Here is a 17,297-nt window from a genome sequence, read left to right as displayed (position 1 = left end):
AAATAGAGGAAGTCATGGCAAGCCAGTTACTAAAGAGGAAGCCGAAGAATTTATTCTTTCGTGTGAAACCACTATTCAACTTTTCTATTGTGGCTCTTGTAAGAAACCTATTTGGGAAGCGATTAACCAGAATGAAAAATATACACAGTGTAATTGCGGTACTATTCGTTGGAAGATTTAGTTCTTTTTGGGGGAGCAAATAATGACGATCTGGGTTGTACGTGCTGGAAGAAAAGGCGAAAGAGAAGATAAAGCATTAAAAGATAATCTTTCTTTTATTGGCTGGGGTGAAATGCCTGATCTTGCTAAATTCAAAACAAAAGATGACTTAAAGCGGACACTGGCTGAAGTATATTCCAATAATAAATCTGGCCGCATAAATAATCACGCGAATCAAATATGGGCTTTTCTAAGTGGTATAAAAATTGGTGACACCATTGCATTACCACTCAAAAATCAACCTGCTATTGCATTTGGCAAAGTAGTAGGAGATTATTTTTATAAGGCAGATAACCCAGAGGATATGAGGCACTGTAGAAAAGTGGAATGGCTTCCCGAACCTATCTTGCGCTCTAAATTTGACTCAGATCTGAAATATTCGTTTGGTGCGATTCAAACTGTTTTTAAAGTTGATAGAAATGATGCGGAAGCTCGTATTAAAAGAATGATTACGCGACCCAACACAAAAGACAAAATCCCCGATAGCAATAAAGATATACCAAGTGAATCTGGCTTAGGACTCTATGATTTGGCCGCCGATCAATTAAGCGACTTTATCGGAAGGAAGTTTCGCGGCAGAAATATGGAAAAATTGGTAGAGGCTGTTCTGAAAGCCAAAGGCTATGAAACAGATTTATGTCCCGAAGGAGCAGATGGCGGCGTAGACATTCTTGCCGCAAGAGGGGTTATGGGTTTTGAACACCCCAGAATCTGTGTCCAGGTTAAATCTGGTGATGGTGCAGTTGGAAGAGAGATTCTAGATCAACTTCAAGGTGTTATGCAGAAGTTTAAAGCAGACCATGGCTTACTAGTATCCTGGGGAGGATTTAAACCTACTGTTATTGAAGAAGCTAGGCGTAATTTCTTTCAAATTAGACTTTGGAATGATCAAAAATTAGTTCAAGAGATTCAAGAGGTTTATGAAAAACTCCCTTCTGAAATACAGGCTGAAATCCCACTACAAAGAAGTTGGATTTTAGTAGATGAAGAATAAATTGTGATTTTATGTTAACAGTTGCCTGAATTTTTGTTGCCACTCATCCCCATAAGCAACTTCAAATTGGATTGCTCTATTTTTAAATGCTTTATCCAGCGTTTTGAAGTCAATCTCTTTCATTGCGGCATCATTACAAATTTCAAATACGGCCTGCTTATAGGAGGTATCCTCGTTACCCTTTAAATGAACGCCTTTATACTCCACAACATACACTTTCCCATCCGGCTGAGAGTCCTCCTCTACAGTGAATATAAAATCTGGATATATTCTTCCTTTTTGCCATCCCTGTAATGCGTAGCCCTGTCTAGGCACATTCCTATACCACCAGAAAAGCGATTGCTGTTCTTCTAGAAACCACACAAACTCTTTTTCGTCTTGATTAAAATCATCTTCAATAACAGCATCAAATAAAGAAGCCTGAATAGGCAAAGCTTTGTTATTTGTTAAACGCTTCGTATCCTTAGTTTTAATGGGCTTTGTGATGTCAAACAAGCCATTGCTAATTACAACGAAATTAATTGTTTCTTCCTTCAAAGACTTTTTGAAAATATCTTCTGCAAGTCTGTTTTTCTCATTCGAAAGATGATTCTTAGTGGCCTGTATAATGTAAATAAATTCATCTAATATTCTGCTTTCATCAAACTTGGACTTTAGAACCTCAAAAATAGATTTGGAAATATCATACGCAACCCAAGGATTAGGAAGAATATCTTCAGCCAAATGTCTAGCAATAAGAGCGGGGTCGTATTTGAGTCGCTCCTTTATTATACTAGCCTCTCCACTCCAGCTAATTAACTCTTCATTTCCTATCAAATCTCTGTTGAGATTAACTCTTAAATCTTGGGACAATCTTTCTCTTGCATTAAGCTGTAGATTAAAAAGAGGATTCAAATCAACCTGCCCCCAATTAATTTGACTTAAAATATCCATTTCATAACTAATTGGTCGCCAGTTCTTGCCATCTTTTTTTGCAAAATACGGCAAAGCAATAGTGCTAGCAGAATCCCTAAATCTCTCCCTTATTTTAGGCACTATCTCAGGTTTTATCTGATTAATATCATCTCTTGAAATTCTTAAACCTAAATCTCCTAAACCTTCTAACTCAAAACCTTTTCTAATTTGCTCTAACAATGCACTGGGTTGCTGCTGAAAAGTATATACATAACTTTCGTTCAGAGGTTGATATTCATCCGAGAATTTTCTAGCATAAGGTTGTCGTAAAATACGCCCGACTAATTGTGTTAGTGCGGTTTCAGAGCCAGCATTAGTAAGAATGGTGAGGATGTATGCAAAAGAACAATCCCAACCCTCTTGGAGGGCTTGTTTTGTTATAATGTAACGCACCTGGCAACTTCTCTCTAACAAACCGCCAGTGTCATCAATTTCTTTTAAATCATCTTTTGTACTGGTTTTAATTGCAACTTGGTCAGATGGAATACCGTATGTGTTAATCAAATACTCTTTTACTTGCTCCGAATGTATTACTTTTCTATCATCTCTCTGATCATTTCCGGTTCGTTCAACTTGAATTAGCATAATGGGTCTTACATAATTCCCCACATTGCTTTCCATTTTCTGGGATAATAGTTCAAGATCCTCCCGTTTTTTTATGCTTTCAAGCAATAAATCTTTCCAATCCAAATTGGCTCGATTGTGAATATGTAGATCAAGCTTTATCATTTGCTCTTGATCAAGCTCCCTACCCTTTACGTCGACCAGTACATTGCTATCGTCTTTATTAGTCGCTGTTAATTCAATAATAATACAAGGGTTAAATCCGCATAATGTTTGTTGAGCATTTTCGCTATAAGCTTTATGACTTTCATCAAGAATAATTATAGGCTTAACTATTCGCAAAATATTCCCCATAGATGTTTTGATTTGTCTTTTCCAAAACCCTTTCTCCTGACCAAAGAAATCTAAATTGGGAATATTAGCTAATAACTCTTCATGCTTATCGGGCTGGTCTTCACCAGGGAAAAATTCTTGAAATCCTCCGCTATCCCTAAACAATTTTAATGTTTCTTTATTTTGCCGCGCGGCAGAGGGTAGCATTAATAATAGAACAATTAAATTTTCTGATAAATCTAAAGGTGTAAATTTTTCTCCCTTTTCAATAACTTTAGTTCTTCCAGCTGAAGAAAGATCTAGTTGTTGGCGGTAAGGGTGATCTTTATTTTTTAGTGTTCGTAAAGTCTGATTATATATCTGGGTTGATGGCACTACCCACAGCACAAGCCCGGTTTTTTGTTGCCTATAGTGAGTATTAACCAGATCAATTGCTTTAGTCGCTAGTAAGGTTTTACCTCCACCAGTCGGTATCTTAAGGCAAAAATTTGGTATTGAATGCCCCAATCCATTCTGTTTACTGTTATATCTCTTGACGCTGGCTGTTTTCTTCCAGGCCATTTCTGCAAAATCAAAATCTGCCAGCTCTTTGTTTTGCTTAACGCGCCCATAACAATCTTTCAGGTTAATTAAATAATTCTCAACCTGCTTTAACGAACGGCGTTGATACTCCTTTAATTCCATATCTTATTCCATTCGTTTATATATTTGGAATGGTAACTGACAAAAATCTATACGGAAGCGGTCTAAATATTCTTGATCAAGATATTTAGTAGGCGCGAATACCAATCTTCTCTTACCTTTATACTCACCTAAAGCCTCAACACGATCTAGCGTAAAAGCGGTAGATTTTAAATATTCTAGATCAGGCTTATAAAACAAATACACAAGGTGATTGCTTGACTCTCCAATAAAATTAGATTTATGATTGAGTCGAGATTCTTCCCATTGTTCACCAGTAGCAGTGAAAAATAGATATCTTGCTAATTCTTCATATGATGGCAACTTTTTGCCCTCTAAAAGATTCTCTTCCGCCAAGGCATTACCTTGGTCAAAATAACTAAAACCACCGCCCAATCCTTTTTGTAAATCATGATTTCTTGCGGTCGGTATGCCTTTTATAACTCTCCTTATTCTTTCTGCGGTTACGCTATCAGCATAATTCTCACATTCTATGGCTATAAATCTACGATTTCCACTATCCTCATTATTAAGAGACAAAACAGCATGCGCGGTTGTTCCAGATCCTGCGTAAGAATCGAGTACAATATCTTCTTCATCTGAGGATGTCGACAATTGGACGCATTTCTTTACCAACTCAATTGATTTAGGAAAATCAAAAGGAGAGTCACCTCCAAACACCTGACGAAGAATTTCTTTTCCGTTTTCATTATTAATATCATTCTCAATCCATAAACATTTGGCCTTTGTTAGGGCCCCCTCATCTGGAACGTAATCTTTTCTGAAAACTCTCCAAGCCCCTGTATTTACTTGTTTAGCAACAAGCATGTGTAAGGAACTAGCGGCTTTCTTCTGCCCCCATGTCCAGCACCCTTCTTCTTCCTTAGAATTGAGAGGATATACTTCTATATCAAATCCTTTTTTCTTTTCTATGGAGATAGAGCCATCTTTAGAATTAACATAGAATGGATAATATAGATTAGGCCTATTAGATCTATTAAAGACTGGATTTCTATTTCTCAATTCTAATAATCTATACCTCAGATTCCCTTCCGAATATTTATATTCTGCAAGGGCTTCTTCAGTCTTAGGAATAGATACTAGTCCAGCTTGATTGATATCTTTTGCATACACCAAAATATATTCGTGTGTTTTAGCTAAGTATCTATCTAACGTCCTCCCTCTAGGATTTAATTGAACTACTATATGAGATACAAAGTTTAGTTCACCAAAAATTTCATCCATCAAAAGGCGCAAATGAGTAACTTCATTATCATCAATACTAATAAATATTACCCCGTCATCACGCAATAGTTCTCTTAGCAATCGCAGTCTAGGCATCATCATACACAACCATTTATCGTGGCGTGTTAAGTCCTCTTTATCTACAACCTTTCCGAGCCATTCCTGCATCATAGGAGAGGTGACATTATCATTATAAACCCAACCCTCATTGCCCGTATTATATGGCGGATCGATGTAGATACATTTTACTTTGCCGGCGTAAGTGGGTAACAAAGCTTTCAAAGCTTTAAGATTATCCCCATGAATAACTAGATTATCATGGAGGCTGATTTTTTCAGTTAGACTTGCTTTTTTGTTCGGAATCAATTCATGGTGAGGAACAGTTAAATGAAAATTCTGAACAAATGGCTTTCCTTTAAAATTTAATTGTACCACCTTGATAAGCCCCATTTTGTCAACTAGTGTTTACAAATGACAAGTTAGCATGGTTAGATTTAGATTTTAACTCTAGTCTTACTAACAGGGGATATTTTAATAATTTGAGCTACATCTTTATTAAAATAAGGCCTTATAGGCCATATTTGATTATTTTCTAACCTTAGCCTGAGTACAATCTACACAAAGCTTGTAAAAGTTTAGCAATACACCGCTTCTGTTCTCTAAAGGGCTGATAATATAATCAACTACAGATTTCCTAAAATTCTTGACCGCCCCACTACCCCCGCACAACTGATCATCAATGTAATAATTGGGTGCTTCGTCCTCAGACAAATAAACTCCACAATTCCATCCCAACGAGTCTGATAAATCGAATCTTTTCTTAAAATCAGCATTATCGCCATAAGAACTCTTCATTAATTCATATATCGCCTCAATAATTATTACTCTCAAAGTTGTGCGCAATATTTTCTCTTTTTTCAGAAGTTTAGAAATTGATTTCCTAAAACCATTCTTAAGAATGATGCTATCTATATGATCTAGTAAGTTTGATATTATTTCTTGCAACTCGTATTTGCTGATTTCCGAGTCCGCAGGAAGAAATTTACTAAATAAGGAAAAGGCACTTCCTTCAAAATAATATGTATCCTCGAACTCTTTTCTTCTTTTATCAGCTAATAGCTTTTTAAATGGTAGCGCCCTCTTAGACCTTTCAACGGCCTCTTTAATTACGGCTCTATCACAATTTTTATACAAATTGTTACGCAGCCTTCTTTCCGAACCCATTCCTTTATCTTGATTACAACGTCTACACGCTAAAGCGAGATTGTCAGGCCATTCCGAACCGCCATCCGCAAGGGCAACCATATGATCAATTTCAAATTTTGGTTTGTGATTGTCGTCCCTTAATGAAACTCCACAGTAATAACAAAGTCCATCTTGAATAGAATATAATTCCTTGATATCGCTTTTAGTATAACGGCCTTCATTTCTTCGAAAATGCCAAAGTCTGTTTTCTTGTCTTTCTCTGGCCCTTTCCCTTTTTCTTTCTATCCTGGAAATATCATTTAATTTGTCAGTGTAATCACTACTAACTCTTACAGACTTTAGAGTCTTACAGGCGCAATTGGGCTTTACTAAAGATAGTTTGCTTTTGCATTTCTTACATGTGCCGTGTGTTAGAATCCATTCCTTACTATCTTTGCCTAAGATTTCATACGAATCAAAATACATACACCACTTCTTATCTAGCCAAACCGTAAACATGCCATCCCCTAACGCCCAAAAACTAAAAGGCCACCAGAGATAATTCTCTGGTGACCGGGAGTTAGTAACCGCACATAGACGGCGCGACACTCTTTGGCCGCGAGGCTTGGACATACACTGCCGCCTCCCGGCCATAATGGGACGGAGAGGCAGCATCGTTGGTTTCGGCCAGATGCAATTGGCCGCTATGTGACGAGGGTTACTAAGCCCCGGACGCTTAACAAAACTGTTAAGCGATCTTCGACAGGTTAAGCGAACTTAACCTGAATATCAAATTCTATCGCCAGCGCGGCTAGGCCGCGCTTTTATTCTTGTCTTTTTTCTCACTTTTCTCGCTTAAAACCTTTTGGACTTGCGCGGCCCATTGATCCAGGGCTTCACGCTTCTCGTCTGCGTATTCGTATCTGTTATAGATGGCAGCAATGCCGCTGATCGCACCGGTGGAATGGTTTTGAACCTTTTGCACTACATGGGGCGCAACGCCCAATTTGGCCATTCCAGTTGCCACCGTGCGGCGTATATCATGAATACGCCATGGCTGCATCGGGGCTGGAAATTGCTTATTCTTTTTACGTTTAGCGTTAATCATGTCGTCCAGCAATTCCTTATCGCGCGAGAAATTCTCAAACGGCCTATCCCCCGCACTGGTGAAAACATAATCACCCAACAAGAGTGTATGGCAGGATTCAATAATATCAGCGGAAAGATCGGATATGGGAACTTCGTGTTGCCGATTGGTTTTAGTAAATTCCTTTGGCAACGTCCAAAGCCTTTCTTCTTCATTGTAATCTTCCCAACGCATAGCGGCGACTTCGCCGCGCCGTTGACCAGTCAGGATTAGGAATTGGATGCAATATCCAAATGGAAAGCCCATTTCCTGCGCCGCATCCCATATTTCCTTAATCTCGTAATCGTGTAATACGCGGTCACGCTCTACTTCTCCGGCTGGTTTGCCAATACCCATGACGGGCGAGAATTCAATCAGGTTACGCTCCAAACACCATTGAAAGAACTTCTTTATGTGCGCCAGGGTACGATTCGCCATAATGCCGGAATTACGATCCCGGATTTTATCCAGGATTTTAATAATATCGTCCTTTTTAACTTCATCGATGGGCATGACCTCAAGACTTGGTAAAACATCCTTTGTAAATATCCGCTCGGTTTCCTGCCAATGCTTGTTTCTTTTCTGAGCATAATGTTTAAGAAAATCCTCGAACGCCCGTTTAACCGTCCATTCGTGCTTTTTCTTTGTGGCGCGTTTTTCAAGTAAGGGGTCTCTGCGGTCGGCAATTTCCCCAAAACGCTTCTTGGCGAGCTCCCTGGCCTGTTCCAAGGTTATTTGACCGTACTGGGCAATAACGTAAATCCGCTTCGTGCCATTTTGCCGGTAAGACAGGATAAAAGATTTAATGCCGCTTGGATAAATACGAACGCCAAAACCCCGCATTTCGGTATCCCAACGAATATCCTGTTGGCTTCCCTCGCCCTCATATTCAAAGCCATCAATCAATTTCTTGGTTAATTTCTGCGCCATTTTTATTTTCCGCTCTTAATTCGAACTATTGTGGAGTTACCAATAAGTTACCACTAGAAAGAGTAAACCAGCGAATTTAAAAATTCAAATTAATTCAAAAAATGAATAAAATCATTTATTTCTAATTACTTAAAGAACACCGAAAAAATGCAGCGAAAATAGGATAACTGACTACGGATCAGAAGGTTTGAGGTTCGAATCCTCACGGGTGCGCCACTATATTTTCCGCTCGAATTCAGCCGCCACACCAACCCTAAATTTCTAGCGGGATTTGAACACGAGCCATAGGGCGAGCGCCCGTCGGGCGTAAATCATAAAAAATTATCCTCACGGGTGCGCCATTTTTCCGTGAAATGTTAAGCAAAAATGCCCTGCGAGAAACCTTAGCGAAGCTGGGCTGATGTAAGTACTATCTTGCAAATATGGATTACTAACTCGTCGCGGCACTACGGCCTTTGATGATGGATGGCATGCGCAGCGATAACAGCATATTAAAATCATTGCCCATATCATACGCCCAGGCGCCATGCGCGGCGTTAAAGCGGTTGATCCAATCCTGGCGGGTGGGATCGGCGCCGGATGCCGCAAAATGCGTATAGGTTTTATCGGCTTGCCGTGCCTGAGTGATTATAATCGTAATACCATCCGATGTAAAAAACTGATTGCGCCAGCGTTGCGTGCCGGCAATTTTAAGATTGCTGAGCGGTGTAACGGATTGGAACAATTGACCGACGAAAATATTCGGCACATTGACAATTTGACTGTCGGCGCGCAATTCCCGGCCACGCGGTAAATTGGCTATTTTCCAGGCCTGTTGCGTGGCATCGGTGCGGGTTAATTCGATCGATTGCGGCTCGCCAACGCCAAGTATAATTTGATTGAATTCGGAATCTTCCAACCCTTGCCAAATTTGCGCCTGCCAATAATTCAAGTCGATTTTCGGCATTTGCGGAATACGCAGATTTAAAATTTGGTCAGACGAAGTTTCCCGCGCCAAAAATTCCTGATAGCCAATTTCCCGGCCAATCAGCCAATCGGCAATAACCTGATTCGCCTCGCCGCGCAATTGCAAACGCAATACATTTTTATTATCGGCATCCAGGCCGGATTCGGCAACCTTGCCCTCGCCCCATGCTTGCACGCCTTTATTTTGGATTTGTTTTAAGGATTGCAGCACATTATCGACCAGCGTATTCGAGACGGGGTAATTATTCTGATTGGCCATAAACCATAAACCGTTCGATCGGAATAAATGCACGGTTTTATCATTCTGCCGCAACACGATTTGCGCAACCTGGGTTGGTTCTATGCGCGATAATTCCTGCGCCACATAAACCGGCGGTTTGTTGGATATAAAAATAATGGCGGTCAATACCGCAATCGCGGCGGCCAAAACCGCCACCAATACCCAGTTTGTTTTTGCCCGTCTTTTAAACATCAAAGTCCCAATATGGGGCGCTTAATAAGACACTTTACGCCCACGCCAGATTTTTAATCCAAAGATCAATATAATGGCCCATAATAATGGCCAAATCAGGATTAAAATCAAGCGGATCGTGTTTTCAATCCCTTGAATATCGCGGTTTAAGTCCAGTTGAACCCGGCGCAAGGCGGAGCGCGTGGTTAATATATCTTTTTGCGCCGCTACAATAGTTTGCTGCCAATCTTCGGCTTGTTTTTCTTTGCTTTCCGATTGCAATTCCTTCAATTTTTCCTCGGCTGATTTCAATTTGGCCTGTAAATCTTTTTGCTGGGCTGAGAATTTTTCTTCGGCCGATTTGCGTATATCGTTCAATACGGTCAATGGCCGGTTGGCGGAATCGCGGGTGCGCAGCCCCAAAAACGCGTCGCCGCCTAAAATATTATCGATCGCGTTCAATATAAAATCGCCATTTCCGGACGATGGGATGATATAACCCGCCTGCAACGTTTCCGGCACCTGTACCCAAAACCGGTCATCGGTCATATCGCTGTCGGCCAGCAAAATTATATTGGCGGGTTTCTGCGATTCTTTGATAAATTCCGGCAGTTTAATATCTTTGGGCGGAGATGGCGGCGCATCGAAGGTGCTGGTCAAATTGCCGGTCAAGCGCGCGGCAAGAGTATAAACTTCGCCGCTATCTTTAAATTCGGCGGCGATTTCTTCGGGATTCGGCATGTAACGAATTTTTTCAACCGGAATTTTCATCGAATGCGTCGTGGTTTGAATCAATGGCGTTAGACGCAAAGATGCGCCATCGGCCATTTCAATCGCGCCAGCGGTGGCCAAATTGATTTTCTTGGTATTGGCCGACAAAACATCCTGCGCATTCATTTGCTCAACGCCCAGCCGCAGCCACGGAGCGTAATTGACCGCCTGGCTTTGGCTGCGCGCCTGCGGGTCCGGGTTTTCAATCACCACGCGATGCGCCAGGGATTTATCGCCCACTACAAAATTTGGATCGATCTTGATTTTCCAATGATCCAACAATTTCCCAAGATCGGAATTTTGCGGCGGCATGTCTTTGCTGGCGGCCTTGCGCGCGGCGGCGGCCTCGCTATGCGGATCCAGCAAAATTACCGCCTTGCCGTTGCGCAGCATATATTGGTCGATGGCGTACATGGCCTGCTCGGTCAGGTTTTTGGGATGAACAATCAACAAAACCTCGACATGATCCGGTATCGCGGAAATATTTTCCGCCAATTTTTCTATTTGATACGATTGTTGCAACTGCAGCCAGAAAAACCATGGCGCCGGGGCGCCATCGCCGCGCGCAAGCGGTGAAAAATAATCCGCATCCATCGGCAGCGATGTAATGACGCCGATTTTCGGCAATTTGGGATGCAGCATTGCATAAAAAATTCGGGTTAAATCATATTCCAGCAATCCCGCGCGCGATGGGGTGAATTGTTGAATCGCGGCGCTGTTGCCAAGGCCGCTGCGCACATACAAACCGAAATAAGCCTGCTGCGCGCCGCCATATAATGGAATCGGACGAATGCCATATTCTATCGCGCGGTCCTCTTGTTCGGAATAAGGTTCCGGATCGATATCATGCAACCGGATCCGGCCTTTGCTGATATTGCTATATTGATTCAATAAATTTTTTACCTGCCGCGCGAACAAGGCGTGATCCGGCGATTCATAATCGAGGCGTTTCGAATAATAAAAATAAACGTCGATATTTTCCTGCAATTCCTGCAGAGTTTTAATGGAACCTGCGGACAAACTATGCTGCTTATCTTCGGTCAGATCCACCTGCCAGCCGGATAAATAGGTATTGGAAATATAATTGACGGCGAAAAAACCAATCAGCATTAAGAAAACCAGCGTCCATAACCGCCGGCGGGGCGGCAGGGTTTGAATTTTTTGCTTTAATTTTTGTATCATGGCCGCACCTGTTTTTGCTGTAACGCCAACAAGGTTAAGCCTTGGAACAAGCCAATCCACAATCCGAAGAATAAAACCGACGGCAGGGCGAAAGCGCCATCGATCATCGCGGCGTAATAATTTTGCACGCTGAGCTGCAATAATAATGGCGATAGAAAGCCCAATCCAAATTCGCTAAGCCCGGCAAAACCGGTTACCATGCGGCTGCCCGCCATAGTCAATATAAAGCAAATCAATAGACCCAGAACAAAAGCTATAACTTGGTTTTTGGTCAAACAAGAAGCAAATTGCGCCGCGGCTAAATACGCGCCAGCCAATAGAATGGTGGCGATATATCCGCCAAACAATACGCCCCAATCCGGACTGCCTAGATACGCCAACACAACAACCATCGGCAAAGTGCACAAAATTAAAACGATCAATAAAAACCAAGCCGACAGAAATTTTCCGATTACCCAATCCCGCAATAAGACAGGCATGGTGAAAATAGTTTCAATTGTGCCAGATTTCATTTCATCCGCCCAAGCGCGCATCGCGACCGCAGGCGACAGCACCAATAAAATCCAAGGAATAAAAGTAAGAAAAGATTGCAAATCGGCCTGATCGCGTTCAAAAAATCCGCCAAAATATAAAGGCAGCGCCATCGATACCGACAAAAACACGACGCCTAAAACCAGCAACAATGGCTCCGCCACAAAGCTGAGAAATTCTTTTTTGATGATGGCGCGCATGGGATTCATCTATGCCTGCCTTGCCGTCAGGCGGCGGAAATTCTGTTCCATCCCGCCTTTGTTAAACTCTTGCGGTGTCGTATCCGCAACTATAACTCCACGGTCAATCACCATCACGCGGTTGCACATCGCCTCGACTTCTTCCAAAATATGGGTGGAAATGATAACGGCTTTCTGTTTGGCTACCGACTTTAACCACTGCCGCATTTCATATTTTTGATTCGGGTCCAGCCCATCGGTCGGTTCATCCAAAATCAGCACCGATGGATCATGCAGCAAGGCTTGGGCCAAACCAACCCGGCGTTTAAATCCCTTGGATAAATGATCAATTTTTTGTTTTAAAACATTCGCAAGCCCAGCCGCCTGAATCACCCGGTCTAAGGATGTGCTTCTGTTAGAACCCTGAAGTCCACGAAGATCCGCCATAAATTTTAAATAATCGATTGCGGTCAATTCATTATAAAGCGGCACGCCTTCCGGCACATAACCAACATGCCGCTGGGCTTCCAACCGGCTGGATTGCAAATCATGGCCCATAATCGCGATGGAACCTTGATCGGCTTGCAAATATCCCGTGACCAAACGCAGAGTGGTGGTTTTACCGGCCCCATTCGGGCCCAATAATGCCAGGGTTTGCCCGATCGGAACTGAAAATCCAATATCCCGCACCGCCTGAATAGAGCCGAAGGATTTATGCAAATGATGGGCGACAAGGCCGGTCATTTCAATTTCTTTTTTCTAAATCCTGCATGGCGCGCTGTTTAGCCATGGCGGCCGCCAAGGCGTCACGTTCGGCGCACCCCATTCCGCGCGCGCAGGTTGATTGCAAACGGGCGAGCATTTCCTGTGCGGAATTCATTTGATTGGATTGCACATATTCCTTGCCCATTTCGTACACGGCCCCGGGCAAATATTGATTATAACGCAATGCCAGAGAATATTGGCTGACGGCAACATAATGCTGATTCAACCCGTCATAAGCCAAGCCCAAATGGTAACGAATATCCGGGTTTTGCGGGTATTTTTGAGCCGCTTCCACCAAAGACCTAACCGCCTCATCATAGTCATGGCGGCGCAAATACCGCTGTCCTATCTGGACGGCGGCGACTTCTTCGTCCATGGATGTAATTTGCGGATCGGCCAAATAAAAAATTCCGAACGCAATAGCAGCGGCCGCGAACAAAACAATAAAGCGTGTTTTACTTTTAAATGTGACTTCGGTCATACACCATAACTCCGTGACCCCAAAATGGTGTATCAAGTCTCTGGGACGATTTCAATCAATCAACGCCAAATCTATGGTTTTACCCCCGCCATTTGACATATTTTCTTCCATTCCCCTGGCCGTACCGGCACGACGGACAGGCGGGATTGCTTGATTAATTGCAAATCTTTCAATGTGGGCTCTGTTTTCAGGGCGGCAAGGCTGACCGGTTTTTCCCAATTTGCAACCGGCTTGATATCCACCATCACAAATTTACCGGTTTTATCGGTCGGATCGGGATAGGCTTCGCGGATAATAGTTGCGGTTCCGACAATTTCCTTGCCTTCGTTGGAGTGGTAGAAAAATGCCAGATCGCCTTTTTTCATGGCGCGCATATTATTGGCGGCCTGGTAATTACGAACGCCATTCCAGTGGGTTTTTCCATCGCGCTGCAATTGTGCAAAGGAATAAACGGACGGTTCGGATTTTAAAAGCCAGTAATTCATAAGGCCGACTATAAACCAATTTGCGGCAAATTAAAGAACGTTAAAAAGGCGGCCTGTTAAGCCGCCTTTTTGTAGGAGCGCGTAATAACTAAGCTTGATTTAACGAAGGCAACACAAAATCGATTTCCGCTTGGGTCAAATTGAAATGAGCGGCGACATACTGCCGGATAATATTTTGATAACGGCCATTGTCACGAATACAGTTCCATTGGTCGCGGCTGGCGAATCCTGGATAATTGCCGTTCAGAACAATCCCCTGGCCTGGCTGAGCCATCAATAACGGGTTGCCAGTAATGATAATGCCGGTTTGGCCATGACCGTGGTCGGTGCCAACACCATTATGCGCGCATGGGCGTCCGAATTCCGAAGCCACCACAATCAAGGTATTCTGGAACATATTACGGTCTTTTAAAGTTTGAACCAAAGTGCCTAGCGCCAAGGATAAATGCGCCAAGCGCGCGGCCGGATATCCCCAACCATTATTTTCATAAGTATGCCAGTCCCATCCCTCAATATTGAGGATTGAAATGGACGGCGCATACTGTTGATCCGAAGCTAACAATATGCCCGCGATTTGTGCTTGCACATGCGCGCCCCAGAAGTTGGAGAACATATTAAAGTTCACATTGGCGCCATTCAAAGCGCGATTCATTGCATCACGACGATCAAAGCCGGTGCTATAAACCCGCCCTAAAGTGCGGCCACCCATCACCTGACGCAAACGCATATCGGTTTGTTGGCTGGTGGTTTGTCCTGGAGGCATGTAAACTGCCGTTACTTCAGGACCATGAAGAACATCAGGCAACACAGGGTTTCCAGTAACGGCGATAGCGCCAGGATTATTTTCACCTTCCAACACGGTTAGCAAGCGATTGACCCAACCAGCCAAAGAGGTGGAGCCGTTATCCCAGCGATCCATGCCATTTTCAGCACGGCGTATTTCGTTAAAATGCGAGCCCGTGTTATAACCATAGCGCGCCCAATTTACGTTCGGAAATAAAGTCATTTCACCGCGCTGGAACATGCCATACATTTCCGGCACGCGCGGGTGTAAACCGAAGGTATCGCTTAAATACAAAGCGCGGCGATCAACCGGAGCACTATTATCATCTGGGCGTGGAACAGCAAATTGGGACCGCAAACTATAATAAGCAGGGTCATTAATCGGCGGTGTTAAAGTAAAACCATCCAATCCACCCGGGCAAGTAATATAGATCAATTTTTTGGCCATAACCGGACCAGCAAAACTTACTTTCGGCGCCGACAATGCGGCAGCCGCACCCATGCAAGCACCTGTGCTTTTAATAAATTCGCGTCTATTTATAATCATGTTACGCTCTCCTCATTAAAACTTCAGGGCTCATTACGGTACAAATGATCGCATTTAATGGTTCAGTCGCGGCAAATTGTTCGATTGCACTCGAACTGCTGGACATAAATGGCGACATCGCCAAACCACTAATTACGTTGCTATAGAATGTCGCTGCCGACATTTTTGCCGCAATCCGTGGGGCAATCATCGATACATGATCCAGTATTTGCATAATACTGCCTTCGTTGACCCAACGCGCATTATCAACCAAATACCCACGAACATCGGGAACTTGCAGGTGCGGACGGCCTAAAACAGCCAAATAATTGGTCATTATGGTTTCCAAGAACGCATTTTCTGTAGCCGTATCATTGGCATTGCGAGTGACCAAATTACCAGCGCGAACCATTCCCATCAATAAATCATGCGGACGCGGCGATTTAAATGGAACAGGATGTAAACCATTAATATCGAGCAGCAAGGCGCGGGCAATAGCCATAATATCGCCTTGGGTTTCGATAAATACCCGAGCAATCCTGTCTTTAGCGCTTTGAAAGCCACTCCAGCTCGGATCATCTCCGACGAAGTGGAACAATAATTTATGAGCGATCCGGTTAGCAGTAGCAGGATGACGAGCCAAAGCCGTCAAAACTTGATTCAAGCGATCCGGGCCAGAGGCACGATCATTGGTATAAGCAGCCATTTCAATACCCAGAAATGGAAAGCTTTTAGCCCCTCCATCATGCTGCGCAGCGTTGAAATACCAACGGCCTCCGATACGACCATTAGCGTCTGCGGTCGCATTTGCAGCTTGATGAATCTTATGACCTGTCCATAATCTGGCTAAGGCAACAACGTCGGCTTGTGTATAACCTGCATCAGAGCCAACAGTATGTAATTCCATCATTTCTCTTGGCCAGTCTTGAACATTACCATTCACAATGCTGTCTATAACACTGTACTGTTGCATCAGAGCTGGAAAACGGGTGGCCGCCATAACCATATCTTCGAATTTGCCAAACATATTTGGCAGAATGACGTGTGCAAAATATGATGTGCACTGAATGCCCATCGAATACTGTTCTGCATCACCCATGCCGAATTTACCGGCCAGATGATTAAAGAAAAATTGAGCCAAGCGATGCAGTATTGGACGATTGGTCAAAGCCATCTGACGGTAATACTGAACACCATCCAGCTTATAGTTGTTGTACAAAATCTGCAGGCGTTCTGTGGTCAAGCCACCATATTGACTTCTAAAATCATAAAACAAGCGCAAACGTTCATCATAGCGAACAACGTCATTGCCAAAATCCAAACCAGAATTGCTAAGCTGATTAGTCATCCATGGACGAACGCCTATGTTGCGCATTTGATCCATCTCGGCACCAGTTGGCAAGAAACCATAGCGATGCGCAGCCAATTGATTATTGTAATCAGAACTGCGGCGAGGTGGCGGCGGAGGTGGTGGAGCGCCATCACTTGGATTTCCTCCAGCACTTATAACCGCTCTAGCCATTTGACTTTTTACATCCGCGCTAAGACGAACACGAGCGGTGGTTGTTTGGGTAGTACTACCGGAAGAGCTACGAATAGTATTATTCTCGCCTGTGGCTCTTGCTAATGCTTCAATACCCGGAGTGATGGCAGTAGGGTCTGAAAATGTTTTTGCTTCTACTCCACGGGTAATCATAGCGACTTTAGTTTCCATCGAAACAAAATCAGATTTGACGGTATCCGCCCTGGAAGCTAATGGCTGCACTTCGGCTTTTAAAGCCAACTTGCTTTTCTTGGTAAATTTTTGTGAATTTTTCTGTATCGTCGCCATTTGCCCTACTCTCCTTTATCTGTCCTTTGTTAGCCGATACCGTATAAGGACAAGAGATGCTTTTTAATATTCTTTTAATTTATCACATAAATGGGAGCGTAACAATATAAAAAGA

At 43.1% G+C, this 17,297-nt stretch carries 13 protein-coding genes; 1 reads left to right on the top strand and 12 read right to left on the bottom strand.

Annotated elements, in window-relative coordinates; genetic code table 11:
- The first annotated feature begins 202 nt into the window (after positions 1 to 202).
- The gene (locus EYC62_04975; GenBank protein TAH35373.1) at positions 203 to 1,213 is read left to right on the top strand and encodes a restriction endonuclease; all 1,011 of its coding nucleotides are present in this window, start codon (positions 203 to 205) and stop codon (positions 1,211 to 1,213) included.
- A 9-nt stretch (positions 1,214 to 1,222) separates the two neighbouring features.
- On the opposite strand, the gene EYC62_04970 is transcribed toward EYC62_04975, so the two are convergent.
- The 12 genes from EYC62_04970 to EYC62_04915 form a co-directional block, all read right to left on the bottom strand.
- On the bottom strand, positions 1,223 to 3,748 hold the full coding sequence (locus tag EYC62_04970) for a restriction endonuclease subunit R (protein ID TAH35372.1): 2,526 nt from the start codon (positions 3,746 to 3,748) through the stop codon (positions 1,223 to 1,225).
- A 3-nt stretch (positions 3,749 to 3,751) separates the two neighbouring features.
- Complete coding sequence (locus EYC62_04965; protein ID TAH35371.1) at positions 3,752 to 5,425, bottom strand: site-specific DNA-methyltransferase; 1,674 nt, start codon at positions 5,423 to 5,425, stop codon at positions 3,752 to 3,754.
- Between the two features lie 150 nt (positions 5,426 to 5,575).
- A complete protein-coding gene (locus EYC62_04960; protein ID TAH35370.1) occupies positions 5,576 to 6,850 on the bottom strand; it encodes an HNH endonuclease in 1,275 nt (424 codons plus the stop codon).
- A gap of 136 nt (positions 6,851 to 6,986) precedes the next feature.
- Positions 6,987 to 8,231, bottom strand: coding sequence for a DUF4102 domain-containing protein (locus tag EYC62_04955; protein TAH35369.1), 1,245 nt, complete (start codon positions 8,229 to 8,231; stop codon positions 6,987 to 6,989).
- A 430-nt stretch (positions 8,232 to 8,661) separates the two neighbouring features.
- Positions 8,662 to 9,669: a hypothetical protein gene (locus EYC62_04950; GenBank protein TAH35368.1), complete on the bottom strand. Its 1,008-nt coding sequence runs from the start codon at positions 9,667 to 9,669 to the stop codon at positions 8,662 to 8,664.
- A gap of 21 nt (positions 9,670 to 9,690) precedes the next feature.
- Positions 9,691 to 11,601 carry a hypothetical protein gene (locus EYC62_04945; GenBank protein TAH35367.1) on the bottom strand — a complete coding sequence of 637 codons (1,911 nt, stop codon included), beginning with the start codon at positions 11,599 to 11,601 and terminating at the stop codon, positions 9,691 to 9,693.
- The gene (locus tag EYC62_04940) at positions 11,598 to 12,341 is read right to left on the bottom strand and encodes an ABC transporter permease (GenBank protein TAH35366.1); all 744 of its coding nucleotides are present in this window, start codon (positions 12,339 to 12,341) and stop codon (positions 11,598 to 11,600) included. The genes EYC62_04945 and EYC62_04940 overlap by 4 nt, the downstream gene beginning before the upstream one ends.
- Positions 12,342 to 13,055 carry an ABC transporter ATP-binding protein gene (locus EYC62_04935; protein ID TAH35365.1) on the bottom strand — a complete coding sequence of 238 codons (714 nt, stop codon included), beginning with the start codon at positions 13,053 to 13,055 and terminating at the stop codon, positions 12,342 to 12,344.
- 1 nt (position 13,056) lies between these two features.
- On the bottom strand, positions 13,057 to 13,557 hold the full coding sequence (locus EYC62_04930) for a tetratricopeptide repeat protein (GenBank protein ID TAH35364.1): 501 nt from the start codon (positions 13,555 to 13,557) through the stop codon (positions 13,057 to 13,059).
- Between the two features lie 71 nt (positions 13,558 to 13,628).
- On the bottom strand, positions 13,629 to 14,042 hold the full coding sequence (locus EYC62_04925) for an EVE domain-containing protein (GenBank protein ID TAH35363.1): 414 nt from the start codon (positions 14,040 to 14,042) through the stop codon (positions 13,629 to 13,631).
- An 88-nt stretch (positions 14,043 to 14,130) separates the two neighbouring features.
- The gene (locus EYC62_04920) at positions 14,131 to 15,372 is read right to left on the bottom strand and encodes a DUF1501 domain-containing protein (protein ID TAH35362.1); all 1,242 of its coding nucleotides are present in this window, start codon (positions 15,370 to 15,372) and stop codon (positions 14,131 to 14,133) included.
- 1 nt (position 15,373) lies between these two features.
- The gene (locus EYC62_04915; GenBank protein ID TAH35361.1) at positions 15,374 to 17,182 is read right to left on the bottom strand and encodes a DUF1800 family protein; all 1,809 of its coding nucleotides are present in this window, start codon (positions 17,180 to 17,182) and stop codon (positions 15,374 to 15,376) included.
- Positions 17,183 to 17,297 lie beyond the last annotated feature (115 nt).

It is taken from the genome of Alphaproteobacteria bacterium (assembly GCA_004295055.1).
Lineage (GTDB): Bacteria > Pseudomonadota > Alphaproteobacteria > SHNJ01 > SHNJ01 > SHNJ01.
This window is presented reverse-complemented; position numbering and strand designations above follow the sequence as displayed.

Coding starts and splice junctions, on each gene's coding strand:
- EYC62_04975 (TAH35373.1), top strand. CDS start 203: ATGACGATCTGGGTTGTACGTGCTGGAAGAAAAGGCGAAAGAGAAGAT.
- EYC62_04970 (TAH35372.1), bottom strand. CDS start 3,748: ATGGAATTAAAGGAGTATCAACGCCGTTCGTTAAAGCAGGTTGAGAAT.
- EYC62_04960 (TAH35370.1), bottom strand. CDS start 6,850: ATGCTGCCTCTCCGTCCCATTATGGCCGGGAGGCGGCAGTGTATGTCC.
- EYC62_04955 (TAH35369.1), bottom strand. CDS start 8,231: ATGGCGCAGAAATTAACCAAGAAATTGATTGATGGCTTTGAATATGAG.
- EYC62_04950 (TAH35368.1), bottom strand. CDS start 9,669: ATGTTTAAAAGACGGGCAAAAACAAACTGGGTATTGGTGGCGGTTTTG.
- EYC62_04945 (TAH35367.1), bottom strand. CDS start 11,601: ATGATACAAAAATTAAAGCAAAAAATTCAAACCCTGCCGCCCCGCCGG.
- EYC62_04940 (TAH35366.1), bottom strand. CDS start 12,341: ATGAATCCCATGCGCGCCATCATCAAAAAAGAATTTCTCAGCTTTGTG.
- EYC62_04935 (TAH35365.1), bottom strand. CDS start 13,055: ATGACCGGCCTTGTCGCCCATCATTTGCATAAATCCTTCGGCTCTATT.
- EYC62_04930 (TAH35364.1), bottom strand. CDS start 13,557: ATGACCGAAGTCACATTTAAAAGTAAAACACGCTTTATTGTTTTGTTC.
- EYC62_04925 (TAH35363.1), bottom strand. CDS start 14,042: ATGAATTACTGGCTTTTAAAATCCGAACCGTCCGTTTATTCCTTTGCA.
- EYC62_04920 (TAH35362.1), bottom strand. CDS start 15,372: ATGATTATAAATAGACGCGAATTTATTAAAAGCACAGGTGCTTGCATG.
- EYC62_04915 (TAH35361.1), bottom strand. CDS start 17,182: ATGGCGACGATACAGAAAAATTCACAAAAATTTACCAAGAAAAGCAAG.